General features: G+C 64.7%; 15 protein-coding genes and 1 tRNA gene. 10 read left to right on the forward strand and 6 right to left on the reverse strand.

What is annotated here, in order from left to right:
• Window positions 1-61 precede the first annotated feature (61 nt).
• The gene (locus tag BLQ61_RS14470; protein WP_091571821.1) at window positions 62-991 is read left to right on the forward strand and encodes a polyprenyl synthetase family protein; all 930 of its coding nucleotides are present in this window, start codon (window positions 62-64) and stop codon (window positions 989-991) included.
• Window positions 992-1,021: 30 nt separating this feature from the next.
• Window positions 1,022-1,098, forward strand: a tRNA-Pro gene (locus BLQ61_RS14475).
• 212 nt (window positions 1,099-1,310) lie between these two features.
• Here the strand turns inward: BLQ61_RS14475 and BLQ61_RS14480 are convergent.
• Window positions 1,311-2,606, reverse strand: a complete 1,296-nt coding sequence (locus BLQ61_RS14480) for an NCS2 family permease (protein WP_091571824.1) — start codon at window positions 2,604-2,606, stop codon at window positions 1,311-1,313.
• A 106-nt stretch (window positions 2,607-2,712) separates the two neighbouring features.
• Window positions 2,713-4,062 carry a guanine deaminase gene (gene guaD, locus BLQ61_RS14485; protein WP_091572073.1) on the reverse strand — a complete coding sequence of 450 codons (1,350 nt, stop codon included), beginning with the start codon at window positions 4,060-4,062 and terminating at the stop codon, window positions 2,713-2,715.
• A gap of 224 nt (window positions 4,063-4,286) precedes the next feature.
• Here guaD and xdhA point away from each other — a divergent pair, with 224 nt between their 5' ends.
• The 8 genes from xdhA (at window position 4,287) to BLQ61_RS14525 (ending at window position 14,017) form a co-directional block, all read left to right on the forward strand.
• Window positions 4,287-5,942: a xanthine dehydrogenase small subunit gene (xdhA, locus tag BLQ61_RS14490; RefSeq protein WP_091571826.1), complete on the forward strand. Its 1,656-nt coding sequence runs from the start codon at window positions 4,287-4,289 to the stop codon at window positions 5,940-5,942.
• A gap of 1 nt (window position 5,943) precedes the next feature.
• On the forward strand, window positions 5,944-8,364 hold the full coding sequence (gene xdhB / locus BLQ61_RS14495; protein WP_091571828.1) for a xanthine dehydrogenase molybdopterin binding subunit: 2,421 nt from the start codon (window positions 5,944-5,946) through the stop codon (window positions 8,362-8,364).
• A gap of 139 nt (window positions 8,365-8,503) precedes the next feature.
• The gene (gene pilB, locus BLQ61_RS14500; protein ID WP_091571831.1) at window positions 8,504-10,234 is read left to right on the forward strand and encodes a type IV-A pilus assembly ATPase PilB; all 1,731 of its coding nucleotides are present in this window, start codon (window positions 8,504-8,506) and stop codon (window positions 10,232-10,234) included.
• 25 nt (window positions 10,235-10,259) lie between these two features.
• Window positions 10,260-11,477: a type II secretion system F family protein gene (locus BLQ61_RS14505; RefSeq protein ID WP_091571832.1), complete on the forward strand. Its 1,218-nt coding sequence runs from the start codon at window positions 10,260-10,262 to the stop codon at window positions 11,475-11,477.
• A complete protein-coding gene (locus tag BLQ61_RS14510) occupies window positions 11,477-12,364 on the forward strand; it encodes a prepilin peptidase (protein ID WP_091571835.1) in 888 nt (295 codons plus the stop codon). Before BLQ61_RS14505 ends, BLQ61_RS14510 begins: the two co-directional genes overlap by 1 nt.
• Window positions 12,361-12,972 carry a dephospho-CoA kinase gene (gene coaE, locus BLQ61_RS14515; RefSeq protein WP_091571838.1) on the forward strand — a complete coding sequence of 204 codons (612 nt, stop codon included), beginning with the start codon at window positions 12,361-12,363 and terminating at the stop codon, window positions 12,970-12,972. Before BLQ61_RS14510 ends, coaE begins: the two co-directional genes overlap by 4 nt.
• A 50-nt stretch (window positions 12,973-13,022) precedes the next feature.
• Window positions 13,023-13,778 carry a cell division protein ZapD gene (gene zapD / locus BLQ61_RS14520; RefSeq protein ID WP_091572078.1) on the forward strand — a complete coding sequence of 252 codons (756 nt, stop codon included), beginning with the start codon at window positions 13,023-13,025 and terminating at the stop codon, window positions 13,776-13,778.
• A gap of 11 nt (window positions 13,779-13,789) precedes the next feature.
• Window positions 13,790-14,017 carry a DNA gyrase inhibitor YacG gene (locus tag BLQ61_RS14525; RefSeq protein ID WP_091571840.1) on the forward strand — a complete coding sequence of 76 codons (228 nt, stop codon included), beginning with the start codon at window positions 13,790-13,792 and terminating at the stop codon, window positions 14,015-14,017.
• Here BLQ61_RS14525 and BLQ61_RS14530 read toward each other — a convergent pair.
• From BLQ61_RS14530 to BLQ61_RS14545, 4 genes are read right to left on the reverse strand one after another with little or no spacing between them, the layout of a single operon-like run.
• Window positions 14,005-14,295 carry a DUF1330 domain-containing protein gene (locus BLQ61_RS14530; protein WP_091571843.1) on the reverse strand — a complete coding sequence of 97 codons (291 nt, stop codon included), beginning with the start codon at window positions 14,293-14,295 and terminating at the stop codon, window positions 14,005-14,007. The genes BLQ61_RS14525 and BLQ61_RS14530 overlap by 13 nt on opposite strands.
• 18 nt (window positions 14,296-14,313) lie before the next feature.
• Window positions 14,314-15,012 (reverse strand): ABC transporter ATP-binding protein, encoded by a 699-nt coding sequence (locus BLQ61_RS14535; protein ID WP_091571846.1) that lies wholly within the window; start codon window positions 15,010-15,012, stop codon window positions 14,314-14,316.
• Window positions 15,009-16,862 carry a branched-chain amino acid ABC transporter ATP-binding protein/permease gene (locus tag BLQ61_RS14540; RefSeq protein WP_091571852.1) on the reverse strand — a complete coding sequence of 618 codons (1,854 nt, stop codon included), beginning with the start codon at window positions 16,860-16,862 and terminating at the stop codon, window positions 15,009-15,011. Before BLQ61_RS14540 ends, BLQ61_RS14535 begins: the two co-directional genes overlap by 4 nt.
• A 13-nt stretch (window positions 16,863-16,875) precedes the next feature.
• A complete protein-coding gene (locus BLQ61_RS14545; RefSeq protein WP_245704079.1) occupies window positions 16,876-17,802 on the reverse strand; it encodes a branched-chain amino acid ABC transporter permease in 927 nt (308 codons plus the stop codon).
• Window positions 17,803-17,812 lie beyond the last annotated feature (10 nt).

A 17,812-nucleotide genomic window follows, 5' to 3' on the forward strand; every position in this document is an offset into this window, starting at 1 on the left:
CCACACCTTGGCAGCCCCTCATCCCAGCACCACCGCCGCCCTGGCACTCATCGCCGGGGACATGCGCGAAGTGGACAACGTCATCGCCCAGCGCCTGCATTCCAGCGTCCCGCTGGTGGGGCAGGTGGCGCGCTACATCATTTCCGCCGGCGGCAAGCGCCTGCGCCCGGCGCTGCTGCTGCTGGTGGCCGGCGCCCTCGAGTACCGCGGCGCGCAGCGCTTCAACCTGGCAGCAGTGGTGGAATTCATCCACACGGCCACGCTGCTGCACGACGATGTGGTGGACGAGTCGACGCTGCGCCGAGGCCGCGCCACGGCCAACGAGAGTTTCGGCAACCCGGCGAGCGTGCTGGTGGGTGATTTTCTGTACTCGCGCGCTTTTCAGATGATGGTCGACGCTGAGGACATGCGCGTGATGCAGGTGCTGTCGGAGGCAACCAACATCATCGCCGAGGGCGAGGTGCAGCAGCTCATGAACACCCATGATGCGTCGCTGGACGAGGCGGGCTACCTGAGCGTCATCCGCTCCAAAACTGCCAAGCTGTTCGAGGCCAGCGCCCGTCTGGCGGCTATTTTGGCTGGGAGCAACGCCGAGATCGAGCAGGCCTGCGCTGAATACGGACAGGCCCTGGGCACCGCCTTTCAGGTCATCGACGACGTACTGGACTATGACGGTGACGCACAGGAAATGGGCAAGAACCTGGGCGACGACCTGCGCGAGGGCAAGGTCACGCTGCCGCTGATCATCGCCATGCAGCGCGGCGACACCGCCCAGCGCCAGCTGCTGCGCACGGTGATCGAGACCGGATCAACTGACGAACTGCCGGCAGTAGTCGCCATCATCCGCCAGACCGGAGCCCTGGAAGCCACGCGCCAGGCCGCCGCCGCGCAGGCACAACTGGCCATCGATGCAGCACGCAAACTTCCTTCCAATTCTTACGCCGAAGGTTTGCTACAATTGGCGGCTCAGCTGCTTGAGCGGCGCACCTGAAGGAATACCTTCAGGGCCTGCAACAGCTTTCGGGGTGTAGCTTAGCCTGGTAGAGCGCTACGTTCGGGACGTAGAGGCCGGAGGTTCGAATCCTCTCACCCCGACCAGGAACACACGAAAAAAAGCCCAAGTGATTCATGATCACTTGGGTTTTTTTCGTTGCGCACCTGTATAGGTCGACTTGTATTGAATCGCTTTTCAATGCGCAATGCCCCTTGCACGGCTGACGCGGCGCAAGAAGCATTGTCAAATGGCGATTCATGGCGAATCGCATGCCAGTACAGCTCCGGGAACCGGCCTGGCCTTGCATCCGCACCTGTCAGTGTCCGCCGATAAAGATGAACTTCACCATGAACAGGATAGCAATCAACCATGTCATCCAGTGCACCTCCCTGACTCGGCCGGTGAACAGCTTCAGGGCCGCATAGGAGATGAAGCCGAATGCCAGGCCGTTGGCGACGTTGTAGGTGAAGGGCATCATCAGCGCGGTGATCACCCCAGGAATCGCATCCGTAGGCTCGGCCCAGTTCAGCTCGGTCAGCTCGCTCAGCATCAGGCAGGCCACGAAGAACAGCGCCGGTGCTGTCGCGTAGGCTGGCACGACACCTGCCAATGGCGAGATGAACAGGCAGGCCAGGAACAGCACGGCGACGGTCAGCGCGGTCAGGCCGGTGCGGCCGCCAGCCTGCACGCCGGCAGCGCTCTCGGCGTATGCCGTAGTGCTGGATGTGCCCAGCAGCGAACCTGCAAAGATGGCTGCACTGTCAGCCAAAAGTGCCTTGTTGATACGCTCCATGCGTCCGGGAACCAGCAGGCCCGCACGCTTGGCCACGCCCATCAGCGTGCCCGTGGCGTCGAACAATTCGACCAAGAAGAACACCAGCACCACGTTGACTACCCCGCCCTTGAGCGCGCCGGCAATATCCAGCTGCATGAACGTGGGCGAGATCGACGGCGGAGGCGCGAACACGCCGCCAAACTTGTTATCGGCGAAGAAGAACGACAGCACGGTCACCGTCACGATGCCGATCAGGATGGCGCCCGGCACGCGGAAGCGGTCCAGCACAACGATGAGCAGGAAGCCGACCACCGACAGGATGACAGCCGGCTGATGCAGGTCACCCAGGGTGACCAGCGTGGCCTCGGAAGCGACCACCACACCGGCGCTCTTCAGCGCAATCAGGGCGAGGAACATGCCGATACCCACCACGATGGTGATGCGCAGCGACTGCGGAATGCCCTGCACGATGAGCTCGCGGATGCGAAACAGCGTCACCAGCAGGAACAGGCAGCCCGAAATGAACACGGCGCCCAGCGCGGTCTGCCACGTATAGCCCATCGCACCGACCACGACGAACGCGAAGTAGGCGTTCAGGCCCATGCCAGGAGCCAGTGCGATGGGATAGTTGGCATACAGGCCCATGACGGCCGTGCCCAGTGCTGCGATCACGCAGGTGGCCACGAACACAGACTCCTGCGGCATGCCGGCCGCGCCCAGAATCGACGGGTTGACGAAGATGATGTAGGCCATCGTCAGGAAGGTCGTCAATCCCGCTAGGATCTCAGTGCGCACGTCGGTTCCGTGCTCCTTCAGCTTGAAGTATTTCTCTAACATAGGTTGTCTCCGATGGCGTGTACCGCGCCTGTCAGGTGCATGGCTGCGGTCGCCCTTTGTTGTGGATAAGCGGTGCGGTGCGCGGATCTCGCGCGGTGCTGGTGGATTACGCTGGTAGTGCCACCTCCTGCTGCGCCGCTGTGGCGGCATCTGCGGCGTGGCGTTTCACGCCAGCTACGTAGGCCGCTACCAGATTGCGTTCATCTGACAGGGTCAGCCAGGCAAACACACGCTCATGCAGGTCCCGCACTAGCTGGTCGCGCCGCTCGGCCACCAGGCCCCGGGCCCAGTCCCAAACGCACACGTCGGCGGTGCAGCCAATGTCGAAGGAGCCGATTTCACGCTCCAGCCCCAGCGCCTGCGCGGCGCCGCGCGTGGCGCTGTGCAGGGCCTTCCAGGCTGTCAGCCGCTGTCCGTTCAAAGCCTGAATCTTGTAGGCGTCGGCTAGTGTGCGCTGCATGGACAGGCTGGTTCCGGCCCCCACGTCACTGGCCATGCTGACGTTGGCACCCGCCTGCACCGCACCATTCCAGTCAAACAGGCCGCTGCCCAGGAACAGGTTGGATGACGGGCTATGCGCCACCTGCGCACCGGAGTCGCGGATGGCCGCGCGATCGTTGTCGTCCAGCCAGATGCCGTGCGCCAGCACGCTGCGCGAGTACAGCAGCCCGGCCCGGGTATATACATCCAGATAGCTGCGCGCTTCCGGAAACAGCGACTGCACCCATTTCACCTCGTCGCGATTTTCCGCCACGTGGGTCTGCATGTACGTCGTGGGATAAGCCGCGCACAGTTGTCCGGCCATCTGCAGCTGCTCAGGGGTGCTGGTCGGGGCGAACCGCACCGTCACCGCATAGGAGTTGCGCCCCACCCCATGCCAGCGCTCGATCAGGTCCACGCAATCACGCTCAGCCTTGACGACGTCATCGCACAGGCTTGGCGGGGCATTGCGGTCCATCAAGACCTTGCCGGTGACCAGGCGCATGCCGCGGGCGCTGGCACCGGCAAACAATGCTTCCGCACTGCCCTTGTGCACCGTCGGAAACACCACGGCGCTGGTGGTGCCGCTCTCCAGCAGTGCATCCAGAAAGCGCGCCGCCCCCGCATGCGCGACCGCCGGATTGGCAAAGCACATTTCGGCGGGAAAGGTATAGGTGTTGAGCCAGTCCAGCAGTTCCGTGCCATAGCTGGCGATCATGTCGATCTGCGGGCTGTGCACATGGGTGTCGATGAACCCGGGCAACACCAGCCTGCCACGGTAGTCATGCCGCTCCCAGCTTTCATCCGGAGGTTGTGCTGCGGGTTGAGCACCGACGATGCGGCCGTCCTCGATCAGCACCCAGTGGTCGGGACGGAAACGGACAGCAGGCGTCTCGATCGTGGCCCATTCAGGCATGCCGGTGAAGTCCAGCAAGTCACCGCGCAATGCGAGCCGGCGAGGGAGTTGAGATGTCATGGGCATGATTCGCGGGTAGTGGTGTTGCCCTGCGAGGCAGGCCGACCCTGAGGCCAGCCCGCGGCGGCCGTCTCTGTGGCCGCACCAGGCAGTCAGCCTATCTTGGCGAAAGATGTCCTTTGCACCATATTCGACAGCAGATAGGAACTGTTACCCATGCCATATGCACCTGGAACCAAAAGCGGCTAACTTTGCTGCGTTCTTTCGATTATCAGAGCCGCCCCATGTCCACTCAACCGATTCGATTCTTCCACCGCGGCGCCGTCGTCGAAGTGCACGATGTGCATCCCACTCGCAGCGTTCTCGACTGGCTGCGCGAGGACGCACACTGCACAGGCACCAAGGAGGGTTGCAACGAGGGCGACTGCGGTGCCTGCACGGTGGTCATTGGCGAACTGCCCGAACATACCGACGCACCGGAGTCTGCCGTCCGGGGACTGTCGCTGCGCACCGTGAATGCCTGCATCCAGTTCCTTCCCACCTTGCATGGCAAGGCACTGTTCACGGTGGAAGACATCAAGCAGCTGGCACTCGACGCCGACCCTGCTCCCGCCCAGGAAATGCCCGCTGTGGCCGCGCTCGCCAAACCGGCAACGCAGCTACACCCTGTGCAGCAGGCCATGGTGGATTGCCATGGCTCGCAATGCGGCTTCTGCACCCCCGGCTTCGTGATGTCGCTGTGGTCCACCTATGAAAAGCACGGCGCTTGCGGCACGCAGCCGTCGCGCCAGCAGTTGGCGGATGACCTGTCGGGCAACCTGTGCCGCTGCACCGGCTATCGCCCCATCCTGGACGCCGGCCAGCGCATGTTCGATCTGCCGCAGGTCCAGCTGAACACGGCCCCGGTGGTCGCCGCCCTGCAGGCGCTGCGCGAGGACGAGCAAACCTTCACCTATGCCGGTCTGAACCCGCGCCTACGCAGCGACCGCTTCTTCGCCCCGCGCACGCTGCAGGCGCTGGCCACGCTGCGTGCCGAGCATCCGCAGGCGCGCATGCTGGCAGGCTCCACCGACGTGGGCCTGTGGGTCAACAAGATGTTCCGCGATCTGGGCGACATCCTCTTTGTCGGTGATGTGGACGAACTCAAGGTGGTGCGCGAGCAGGACGGTGCGCAGGGTCGCGAGCTCTACATCGGCGCCGGCGCCTCGCTGACCAGTGCCTGGACGGCGCTGGTGCAGCGCTGGCCCGCGCTGGAAGACGTGTGGCTGCGCTTCGCCTCCCTGCCCATCCGCAATGCCGGCACCATGGGTGGCAACGTGGCCAACGGCTCGCCCATCGGTGACTCGCCACCGATCCTGATGGGGCTGGACGCGCAGATCGAACTGCGCAAGGCCGACCGCGTGCGCCGCATGCCGCTGGAGGACTTCTATATCGACTACATGAAGAACCACCTGGAGGCAGGCGAGTTCGTGCAGGGCCTGTCCATCCCGCTGTCGATGCTGTCCCACCAAGTGCGTGGCTACAAGATCAGCAAGCGCTTCGACTGCGACATCTCGGCGCTGTGCGCAGGATTCTCGATCGCCGTGGAAGGCGACGTGGTGCGTGACGTGCGCCTGGCCTACGGTGGCATGGCCGCGACGGTGCGCCGCGCCAAGCATGCTGAATCCGCGCTCCTGGGCAAGCCCTGGACGCACGACAACGTATCGGCGGCCAAGGCAGCGCTGGTGCAGGACTATCAGCCGCTGACCGACATGCGCGCCAGCGCCGACTACCGCCTGCAGGTCGCACAGAACCTGCTGCAGCGCTTCTGGCTGGAAACACGCACCGAGCATCCCCTGCCCAGCGAGGAGACCAGCGTGTTCAGCGTGATGCCGCACGTCACCGCCGCAACGGCGCCTGCTGGCGTCAGAACCGCCAACTCCCTCACGCAAGGAGCCTGAAATGAACAAGCCACTGGATCCCAAGGTGCTGCAGCGCGCGCAGGTTTTCAGCCACTACCTAAAAAATACCGAACTGCGCGTGGACCGCATGGCCGAAGCACAAGCCGAGCGCGCTGGCGCACGGGTGGGCGTGAGCCGTCCGCACGAATCGGCGCACCTGCATGTGGCCGGCGAAGCCGCGTATATCGATGACCTGCCCGAACTGGCCGGTACCCTGCACTGTGCCTTGGGACTGTCTCCTGTGGCCAGCGGCCAGCTGACAGGCATGTCGCTGAACCCTGTGCGGGCCATGCCCGGCGTGGTGGCCGTGATCACGCCCGAAGACATTCCGGGTGTCAACGATTGCGGCTCGATCATTCACGATGACCCCATCCTGTGCGATGGCGAGATCCGCTACCTTGGCCAGCCCGTATTCGCCGTCCTGGCGCGAACGCGCGACGCAGCCCGGCGTGCGGCGGCCCTGGCCAAGGATGTGTTGCAGATCGAGGCCAAGACCCCGGTGATCTCACCCCGACAGGCGCATGAGCTGGGCCAGTACGTGCTGCGTCCCATGCATCTGGCGCGCTCGACCACGGAAGGCGGCGCGCAGGGCGCCATCGCCCGTGCCCCGCACCGCCTCAAAGGCAGCTTTTCGGTCGGTGGGCAGGAGCAGTTCTATCTGGAAGGACAGATCAGCTACGCCATCCCAAAAGAGGACGGCGGGATGCACGTGTACTGCTCCACGCAACACCCCAGCGAAATGCAGCTGCTGATCTCCCATGCCCTGCACGTCCCGGCCAACCATGTGCATGTAGAGTGCCGCCGGATGGGTGGCGGCTTTGGCGGCAAGGAGTCGCAATCGGGCCTGTTCGCCTGCGTGGCCGCAGTGGCTGCGCGTCGCCTGCGCCGACCAGTCAAGCTGCGTGTCGACCGTGACGACGACTTCATGATCACCGGCCGGCGTCACTGCTTCTGGTATGACTATGAAGTCGGCTACGACGACCAGGGCAAGGTGCTCGGGGCCGAGATCAGCATGATCTCGCGTGCCGGCCACTCGGCCGACCTGTCCGGCCCGGTCATGACGCGCGCACTGTGCCACTTCGACAATGCCTACTGGCTGCCCGATGTGTCGATGCACGGCTACTCGGGCAGGACCAACACCCAGTCCAACACCGCGTTTCGCGGTTTTGGCGGCCCGCAGGGTGCCATTGCCATCGAAAACATCCTGGATTCCGTCGCACGCCATCTGGGCAAGGATCCGCTGGATGTGCGCCGCATTAACTTCTATGGCAAGACCGAGAACAACGTCACGCCGTACGGGCAAACGGTGGACGACAACATCATCCACGAGCTGACCGCGCAGCTGGAATCCGAGAGTGACTACCGCAGCCGCCGCGCCGAAGCTGATGCCTTCAACACCAGCAGCCCGGTGCTCAAGCGTGGCATTGCCCTCACGCCCCTGAAGTTCGGCATCTCGTTCAACGTCAAGCACTTCAACCAGGCCGGAGCACTGGTGCACGTGTACGCCGACGGCTCCATCCTGGTGAACCATGGCGGCACGGAAATGGGCCAGGGGCTGAACACCAAGGTGGCGCAGGTGGTGGCGCACGAACTGGGAGTGAATTTCGAGCGCGTGCGCTGCACGGCCACGGACACGGAAAAGGTGGCCAACACCTCGGCCACGGCGGCCTCGACGGGCGCCGACTTGAACGGCAAGGCGGCGCAGGACGCAGCGCGGCAGATCCGCGAACGCCTGGCCACCCTGGCGGCAAGGCTGCACGGCGGCCGGGCAGAGGACGTGCGCTTCGCCAACGACGCGGTGCAGGTCAATGGCCAGGAGCTGCCGTTCTGCTCACTCATCACCCAAGCCTACTTGGAGCGCGTGCAGTTGTGGTCGGATGGCTTCTACGCCACCCCGGGCCTGAGCTGGGACCGCGAGACCATGCACGGCCGGCCGTTCTTCTATTACGCCTACGGCGCCGCAGTCAGCGAAGTGCTGGTGGACACGCTGACCGGCGAATGGAAACTGCTGCGCGCCGACATCCTGCACGACGCCGGCAAGTCGCTGAACCCGGCGGTGGACATTGGCCAGATCGAGGGAGCGTTCATCCAGGGCATGGGCTGGCTGACGACGGAGGAACTGGTATGGCACCCGACCAGCGGCAAGCTGACCACACATGCCCCCAGCACCTACAAGATTCCGACGGCCAATGACTGTCCGCCAGTATTGCACTGTCAGCTGTACCAGGGCCAGAACGTCCATGACAGCATCCACCGCAGCAAGGCTGTGGGCGAACCGCCGCTGCTGCTGCCGTTCTCGGTGTTCTTTGCCATCCGCGATGCCGTGTCGGCAGTGGGGCAACACCGCGTTGACCCGCCGCTGATGGCGCCTGCCACCAGCGAGTCCATCCTGCGCGCGATCACGGCCGTGCAGGCGGGCTGATCGCCGTGTCCCGGGCCGGTCCAGCACCGTCCCGGGAAGGCCGGGAAAAGCGCCGGACAAGCCGGGCAGCTCCCGATCTGACGGCTGACGGGCGATGTTAGGATGCCCGCTGCCCCTCCCACGACAGATCGCTGGTTTCATGGCCGCCGTCAACAGCCCTTCCAAGCAAACTCCGCCCGTCGCCCTGCCAGGGCTGGCGCGCGCGCTGATGTCCGTGGACCGACTGAACCAGCAGACGGCTGAAGACTTGTTCCGCAAGGCGCAGTCGAGTCGTTCCAGCTTCATTGCCACCCTGATCGCCAGCGGCACCATCAATGCGGCCGACCTGGCGCACACGGTCTCAGGCATCTTCGGCGCACCTCTGCTGGACTTGGATGCAATCGATCCCCTGCGCGTCTCGCGCGAGCTGCTCGACATCAAGCTGTGCAAGGCCTATGGCGTGGTGGCGCTGGCCAAGCGCAGCAACCGACTGATCGTCGCCACGGCCGATCCGACACACCAGGAAGCCGCAGAGAAGATCAAATTCACCACGCAGATGGGCGTGGACTGGGTGATTGCCGAGCACGACAAGCTGCTCAAACTCATCGAGGCCGCGACCAAGGGCGATGAATCCATGCAGGCCGCGGCCGACATGGATTTCGACTTCGACGACATGCAGCCGGATCAGGAGCAGGAGGAGCCCCAGGGAGGCTCGTCCGAGGTCGAAGATGCGCCGATCGTCAAGTTCCTGCACAAGATGCTGCTGGATGCGTTCAACATGCGCGCCTCCGACCTGCACTTCGAACCCTACGAACATCAATACCGGGTGCGTTTTCGCATCGACGGCGAGCTGCGCGAAATTTCCACTCCGCCTATCGCCATCAAGGAAAAACTGGCCTCGCGCATCAAAGTCATCTCGCGCCTGGACATCTCGGAAAAGCGCGTGCCCCAGGACGGCCGAATGAAGCTGAAGGTCGGCCCGGACCGGGTCATCGACTTCCGCGTCAGCACACTGCCCACGCTGTTCGGCGAGAAGATCGTGATCCGTATCCTGGACCCCAGCAGTGCGCGCCTGGGCATCGAGGCATTGGGCTACGAGCCGGAAGAAAAGGAGCGCCTGCTCACCGCCATCGGCCGGCCCTACGGCATGATTCTGGTCACGGGCCCGACCGGCTCCGGCAAGACAGTGTCGCTGTACACCTGCCTGAACCTGCTGAACAAGCCGGGGGTGAATATCGCCACCGCCGAGGATCCGTCGGAAATCAACCTGCCCGGAGTGAACCAGGTCAACGTGAACGAGAAGGCCGGCCTGACCTTTGCGGCCGCCCTGCGCGCCTTTTTGCGCCAGGACCCGGACATCATCATGGTCGGCGAGATTCGCGACCTGGAAACCGCCGACATCGCCATCAAGGCCGCGCAAACCGGCCACTTGGTGCTGTCCACGCTGCACACCAACGACGCGCCGACCACCCTCACGCGCATGCGCAACATGGGCATCGCGCCGTTCAACATCGCCTCCAGCGTCATCCTGATCACCGCGCAGCGCCTGGCGCGGCGCCTGTGCCCACAGTGCAAGCAGCCGGCCGAGGTGCCGCACGAGGCACTGCTGGATGCCGGCTACCGCGAAGAAGAAATCGATGGCTCGTGGGTGACCTACCGCCCGGTGGGCTGCACGGCATGCAACAACGGCTACAAGGGCCGTGTCGGCATCTATCAGGTCATGCCGATCAGCGAGGAGATGCAGCAGATCATCCTGCGCGACGGAAGTGCGCTGGACATTGCCGCCCAGGCGCGGCGCGAGGGCGTGCGCTCGCTGCGCGATTCAGGGCTGCACAAGGCACGGCTGGGGGTGACCTCGCTGGAAGAAGTACTCGCCGTCACCAACGAGTGACGGCACACCGAGGGGGAGCGAGCAGATGGCCACGGCTGCATCCAGGGGCATCAAGGACGTTGTCTTTGAATGGGAGGGCAAGGACCGCAGCGGCAAGACCGTGCGCGGCGAGGTGCGCGCCGCCGGCGAGAACCAGGTCAAGGCGACGCTGCGCCGCCAGGGCGTGCTACCGACCAAGATCAAGAAGCGGCGCATGCGTGCGGGCAAGAAGATCAAGCCCAAGGACATCGCCCTGTTCACGCGCCAGATGGCGACCATGATGAAGGCCGGGGTGCCGCTGCTGCAGTCCTTCGACATCGTCGGGCGCGGCAACAGCAACCCCAGCGTGACCAAGCTGCTCAACGACATCCGCGCCGATGTGGAAACCGGCACCTCGCTGAACGCGGCGTTCCGCAAGTACCCGATGTACTTCGACAGCCTGTACTGCAACCTGGTCGAGGCCGGCGAGGCTGCGGGCATCCTGGAGACGTTGCTGGACCGGCTGGCGCTCTACATGGAAAAGACCGAGGCCATCAAGTCCAAGATCCGCTCGGCGCTGATGTACCCGATCTCGGTCATCGTCGTGGCCTTCGTCGTGGTCACGATCATCATGATCTTCGTGATTCCGGCGTTCAAGGAAGTCTTTACCTCCTTCGGCGCCGATCTGCCGGCGCCCACGCTGCTGGTCATGGCCATCAGCGAGTTCTTCGTCGCCTACTGGTGGCTGATCTTCGGCACGTTGGGTGGGGGCTTTTACTTCTTCATGCAAGCCTGGAAGCGCAACGAACGCATGCAGCAGGCGCTGGACCGGGCCATGCTCAAGCTGCCCATCTTCGGCGACCTGATCAACAAGTCCGCTGTGGCGCGCTGGACGCGTACCCTGTCGACCATGTTCGCCGCCGGCGTGCCGCTGGTCGAGGCGCTGGACTCGGTGGGCGGCGCCAGCGGCAACTATGTCTACTCATCGGCCACCGAGAAGATCCAGCAGGAGGTCTCCACCGGCACCAGCCTGACTGCGGCCATGGGAAACACCAACGTCTTCCCGTCCATGGTGCTGCAGATGACCGCCATTGGCGAAGAATCCGGCGCGCTGGACCACATGCTGGGCAAGGCCGCTGACTTCTATGAGCAGGATGTAGACGAAATGGTCGCCGGCCTGTCCAGCCTGATGGAGCCGATCATCATCGTCTTCCTGGGCACCATCATCGGCGGCATCGTGGTGTCGATGTACCTGCCAATCTTCAAGCTGGGCCAGGTGGTCTGATGACGGGTTCGATCCTGACGGATGCCACGCTGGTCGGCATCCTGGGGCTGCTGGTGGGCAGCTTCCTGAACGTGGTGGTGCACCGGCTGCCGCTGATGATGGAGCGCCAGTGGGCGGCCGAATGCACGCAGTACGGGCGGGACGCGGGCCTGCTGCCTCAGGGCGCCTCAAACCCTGCGGCGCAGCCGGAGCGCTTCAACCTGTGGACGCCACGCTCGCGCTGCCCGTCCTGCGGCCACGGTGTGCGCTGGTACGAGAACATCCCGGTGCTCAGCTGGTTGTTCCTGCGCGGGCGCTGCTCGGCGTGCCGCACGCGCATCAGCGTGCGCTACCCGCTGATCGAACTAGCCACTGGCGCGCTGTTCTTCGCCTGCGCGCAGCGCTGGGGCTGGTCGGCCAGCACGGCCGCCTGGTGCGCTTTCTGCGCCGCGCTGGTGGCGCTCACGGCCATCGATTGGGACACCACCCTGCTCCCCGACGACATTACCCTGCCACTGCTGTGGGGCGGCCTACTGGCCTCTGCAGCCGGGCTGACCGCCGTGCCGTTGCAAGACGCGGTGCTGGGCGCCGCGGCCGGCTACCTGACGTTGTGGAGTGTGTACTGGGCCTTCAAACTGGCCACCGGCAAGGAAGGCATGGGCTACGGCGACTTCAAGCTGCTGGCCGCACTGGGCGCCTGGTTCGGCTGGCAGGCACTGGTGCCGATCATCCTGCTGGCGTCGGTCATCGGCGCCGTGGTAGGCATCGCCATGAAGTTCGCCAACAGCCTGCGCGAGGGCAAGTACGTGCCCTTCGGTCCATTCTTGGCCGGGGGCGGTTTTGCCGTGCTGCTGTGGGGACCGCAGCGCATCATGCACGGCGTGCTGGGGCTGATGGGACTGGCATGAGCAGGCGGGCCGTGCACCTGGGGGTCACTGGCGGCATCGGCAGCGGCAAAAGCACCTTCGCCGCCATGCTGCAGGGCTGCGGCGCGGCGCTGGTGGATGCGGACGCCCTGGCCCGCGGCGTGACCTTGCCCGGCGGCGCGGCGATCGCCCCGCTGCGTACCGCTTTCGGTAGCGAATTCATCGACGCCAGCGGCGCCCTGGACCGCGCGCGCATGCGCGCGCTCGCCTTCGCCGACGCTGCGGCGCGTACCCGGCTGGAAGCCATCGTCCACCCGCTGGTCAGCCAGGCAGTCGATGCCGCGGTTGAAGCCGCAATCCGGTCCCACCACCGGCTGGTGGTGCTGGACATTCCGCTGCTGACCGAGTCCAGCCGCTGGGCTGCACGGCTGGACGCGGTGCTGGTAGTGGATTGTCCCGAGGAGGTGCAGATCGCGCGCGTACAGGCGCGCAGCGGCCTGGACGTGGCCGCGGTTCGCGCCATCATGGCCACGCAGAGCCCGCGCGCCCTGCGCCGCAGTGCAGCCGACTGGCTGGTGTTCAATGATGGCCTGGCGCTGGAGCAGTTGCAAACGCAGGCACGCCAGGTGGCGGCGCACTTCGGGCTATGATGAAAACCGCCAGTCTTCATGCCCTGCGTCCGTCGCAGAAATCCCGCAGCGTGATCCTCTACGAATACCCCTTCAACGAACGCCTGAGAACCTACCTGCGCCTGGAGCAGCTGTTTCGCCGCCTGGGCGAACTCATGGCGCGCGAACATCCGCTGGACCACCACTACGCTCTGGTGACGGTGTTCGAGGTCATGGACGTGGCCGCGCGTGCCGACCTGAAGGCCGACGTGCTCAAGGATCTGGAGCGGCACAAGCACCAGCTGGAGGGCTTTCGCGGCAACCCGTCGATTTCAGAGGCAGCGCTGGAGGGCGTGATCGCCCAGCTGGACACAGCGTTTGCCAGTCTGAATGCGCAAAGCGGCAAGGCCGGCCAGCCACTGACCGAAAACGAGTGGCTGATGAGCATACGCAGCCGCATCGGAATTCCCGGTGGCACCTGCGGCTTCGACCTGCCTGCCTACTATGCCTGGCAGCAGTTGCCGGCGGAGCGGCGGCAGCATGACCTGCAAGGCTGGGTTGCCACGCTCGGGCCGCTGGCCGAGGCGGTGATGCTGCTGCTGCGGCTGCTGCGCGATGCCGGGCTGCCTCAGAAGGTGGCGGCCGAGCGCGGACAGTTCCAGCAAAATCTGCCGCAGGGACGCACGTTCCAGCTGTTGCGCCTGGCAATTGATCCGGCGCTGCAGCTGATCCCGGAGATCAGCGGCAATCGGCTGGTGGTGTCCGTGCGCCTGATGCGCCAGGAACCAGGGGGACGCCTGGTCCCTAGCTCCGATGACGCGGCTTTTGAACTCGCGTTGTGCGCTTGAACTCTGCTGGCATGTCCACCGACTCCTCTCCTACCTCCGCTGGCGAACCTCGCCGGGTCGCCTGCCCGACCTGTGGCGGTCCCAGCCTGTTCATTCCGGCCAATCGCTTTCGTCCGTTCTGCAGTGAACGCTGCAAGCAGATCGACCTGGGTGCCTGGGCCGCAGAGGATTTCCGCGTTCCGGACACGGGAGAAAGCGAAGATTCCGGCCAGGACCCTGGCATCTCTCAGGACTCATAAAGCGTCAGCACCACGTCTGCAGCATTCGAGCGCAGGGCGATCAGCGCTTGGTACTGTGGCGAATCGAACCAGCCGCGTGCCGCTGCCTGGTCGGGGAATCGAATGGCCACGATGTCGCTGTATTGCTCATCCATTGCGGACAAGGCTGCAACCTTCCGGCCGCGCAGCAATAGCTCTCCACCCCATGGCTCCAGGGTGGCGTTCACTTGGCCGCGGTACAGCGCCCACGAGTGGGATTCCTTCACCGACACTCGTCCAACCACATAGGCCGCGGTCATGGTTTTACCCTTTCGCGCTCACACGCCCAGGTAGCGCTGAATGATCTCGGGTTGCGCTTTCAGCTCGGCCGCCGATCCCTCATGCGCCACATGCCCGTTGTTCAGGATGTAGACCCGCTGGGCCAGCGTCAAGGTCGCCACCAAATTCTGCTCGATCAGCACGATGGTCTGCCCGGCATGCGCCAGTTCACGGCAGATGCGCACCAGATCCTTGACGATCACCGGCGCCAAGCCTTCGAACGGCTCGTCCAGCAGGATGATCTTCGGATCACGCACCAGCGCGCGGGCGATCGCCAGCATCTGCTGCTCGCCGCCTGAGAGGTCGGTGCCACGGCTGCGGCAGCGCTCCTTCAGGCGCGGGAACATCTCGTAGATGCGGGCCAGGGGCCACCTGTTCTCGGCCGTGAGCCCGGCCAGGATGATGTTCTCCTCCACGGTGAGACTGCCGAACACCCGGCGCTCTTCGTGTACCAGCTGCATCCCCAGGCGCGCGATGGCGTGCGCCTTCTTGCCCGCCAGTTCCACACCATCAAGGCGCACGCTGCCGCTGCGTGGCCGCACCACCCCCATCAGGCTCTTGAACGTTGTGGACTTGCCCGCGCCGTTGCGGCCGAGTAGCGCCACCACCTCGTTCTTCTCGACGTGCATACCCACGTCAAACAGGATGTGGCTGTCGCCGTAGTAGCTGTTCAATCCCTGGACTTCGAGCAGGCTCATGCCACCTCCTCATAGACACCGCCGATGTAGGCTTCCTGCACCTTGGCGTCGGACTTGATTTCCTCCGGCGTGCCCTCGACCAGCAAGCGGCCTTCCTGCAACACCGTCACCTTCTCGACCAGTTCGAACAGCGAGTCCATGTCGTGGTCGATGATGACCAGCGTGCGCCCGCGCGCGATGGACTTGAGCAGGGCCACGGTTTCCACCCGCTCCTGCGGGCTCATGCCGGCCAGGGGCTCGTCCAGCAGCAGCAGGCTGGGCGATGTCGCCAGCGCCAGCCCGATCTCCAGCCGGCGCTTCTCACCATACGCCAGCTCCGAGACCGGTGCGTCGAGCCGCGCCGTCAGGTTCACCAGCGCCGCCGTCTGCTCGACCAGGCGGTTGAGCTTGGGCACCTTGTACAGACTGCGGAACAGGTCCAGGCGGAACTTGCCGCGCAACTCGCCCAGCGCGGCGATGGTCAGGTTCTGGCGCACCGTCAAGCGCTCGAACAGCTGGTTGATCTGGTAGCTCTTGGTCAGGCCCAGCTGGCAGGCGTCGATCACGTTCATGTCGGTGATGTCGCGGCCGTCGAAGGTGATGCGCCCGGAGGTCGGCTTGACTTCGCAGGTGAGCATCTTGAAGAAGGTGCTCTTGCCGGCGCCGTTCGGGCCGATGATGCCGCGGATCTCGCCGTGGTTGACGGTGAAGTTGATGTCACTGTTGGCCAGTAGGCCGCCGTAGCGCTTGGTCAGGCCCGTGGCGGTCAGGATCGGGCCGCTCTTGCCAGAGGTTGTCTTGATCATGACCGGCTCGTTCGCGATGCCATGTGCAGCCGGCGCCCGTGGTGCAGCAACGATGGAAGAGACAGGGGAAACAGGAGCTTCCGCAGTGGCACTGCGGCGGCGCAGCATGTGGTACACGTCGGCGATCGCACCCGCCAGACCGCGGCGCAGGAAGCACACCAGCAGCACGAAGACGATGCCCAGGATCAGCCGCCAGGTCGCGCCCAGATTCAGCACGGTCTGGAAGAAGTCGCTCAGGTACAGCCAAACGATGGCGCCCAGCAGGGGGCCGAACAGCGTGCCCGCCCCGCCGATCGCCGTCTGCATGACGATCTCGCCGGACGTGGCGAACATGAACGCATCCGGCGGCATGAAGCCCTGCATCATGCCCAGCAGGCCGCCACCGAATCCGGCATACATCGCCGCGATGACGAACACCACCAGCTTGTAGCTGCGGATGTTGTGACCCAGCGCCTCGGCGCGCATCGGGTTCTCGCGGATGGCGCGCATGACCAGCCCGAAGGGCGAGCGCACGATGCGCAGCGCAATCACCAGCCCCACGAAATACCAGAACGCGAAGAAGGCATACATCTCGAGGTTGCTGGAGAATTTCAGCGTCGTGAAGCCGAGGCTGAGGCTGGGCGAAGGCACGCCCGGCAGCCCGTTTTCGCCACCCGTGTACTCGGACAGCGGGTTGAACTCCAGGAAGAAGAACACCTCGGCAATCGCCACCGTGATCATCGCGAAATAGATGCCGGTGCGCCGCAGGGCGATCAGGCCGATCCCGTAGCCGATCACGCCCGCGAACAGAGTGCCCAGCAGCAGCGCTCCGATGGCGTTGGAAAACGACGTCTGCGTCAGCAGGTAGGCGGCGAACATGCCCCCGGAGCCGAAGAAGGCTGACTGGCCGAACGACAGCAGCCCGGTGTAGCCGAACAGCAGGTCGAACCCGATGCCGACCAGACCCCAGATCAGGATGCGGTTGATGGTGGCCGGCGAGAAGCCGATGTGGGGCAGCACGAAGGGGGCCGCGACGAGCGCTGCGATGGTCAGCGCCTCGACCAGGAAAGGACGGTGTCGGATCATGGATGGACTTTCCTCATTCGCGGCCGACGCTGCCGAGCAGGCCGCGTGGGCGCAGTACCAGTACCAGAGTCATGGCGACGAACAGCATGACGTACGAGTAGGCAGGGTTGACCATGGAGGTCAGGCTGATGATCTCGCCCGCGATCAGCCCTCCCAGGATGGCGCCCGGAAAGGAGCCGACGCCCCCGATCACCACCACCACGAAGGTCTGCACCAGGATCGCGTCGCCCACATCCGGCGCCACCGACACGACCGGCGCGTTGACGATGCCGGCAAACCCTGCCGCCATGGCGCCGATGCCGAAAACCAGCATGAACACCCGGTAGACGTTGATGCCGAGCGAGTCGACCATGACCGCGTCCTCGATGCCGGCGCGCACGATCATGCCGATGCGCGTGCGATACAGCACCCAGTACAGCAGGAACAGCGCCACCGCGATGATGAACAACAGCCCGATGCGGTAGGTCGGGTACACCATGAAACCCAGCTGCGTGATGCCGGTCAGCGGCGCCGGTGGCGGGACGGTCTTGGACAGGCTGCCAAAGAAAAACCGCACGGCCTCGACGAAGACGATGCCGAGGCCGAAGGTGACCAGCAACTGGTCCTCGTGCGGCCGGGAATAAAAGTGGCGGATGATGAGCTGCTCCATCACCAGGCCGACGACCATGACGAACAGCGAGCCGGCAATCACAGCGACGATGAACGAGCCGGTATAGGTATAGGCCACCCAGCCGGCGTAGCCACCCAGCATGAACATGGCACCGTGCGCCAGGTTGAGCACCCCCAGCGTGCCGTAGATGATCGTCAACCCCGAGGAGATCAGCGCCAGCAGGGCGCCGAGAACCAGCCCGTTGAAGCACTGTGAGATGAAGTTGGCCCAGTTGATCACGCTGACCTGCCTTTGCTCGTGAAACGGTGAGAAGCGGACGGCAGGCAACATCCGGCCCGCC

Origin of the sequence: Oryzisolibacter propanilivorax, assembly GCF_900103645.1 — a bacterium.
In the GTDB taxonomy this organism is placed as follows: Bacteria; Pseudomonadota; Gammaproteobacteria; order Burkholderiales; family Burkholderiaceae_C; genus Melaminivora; species Melaminivora propanilivorax.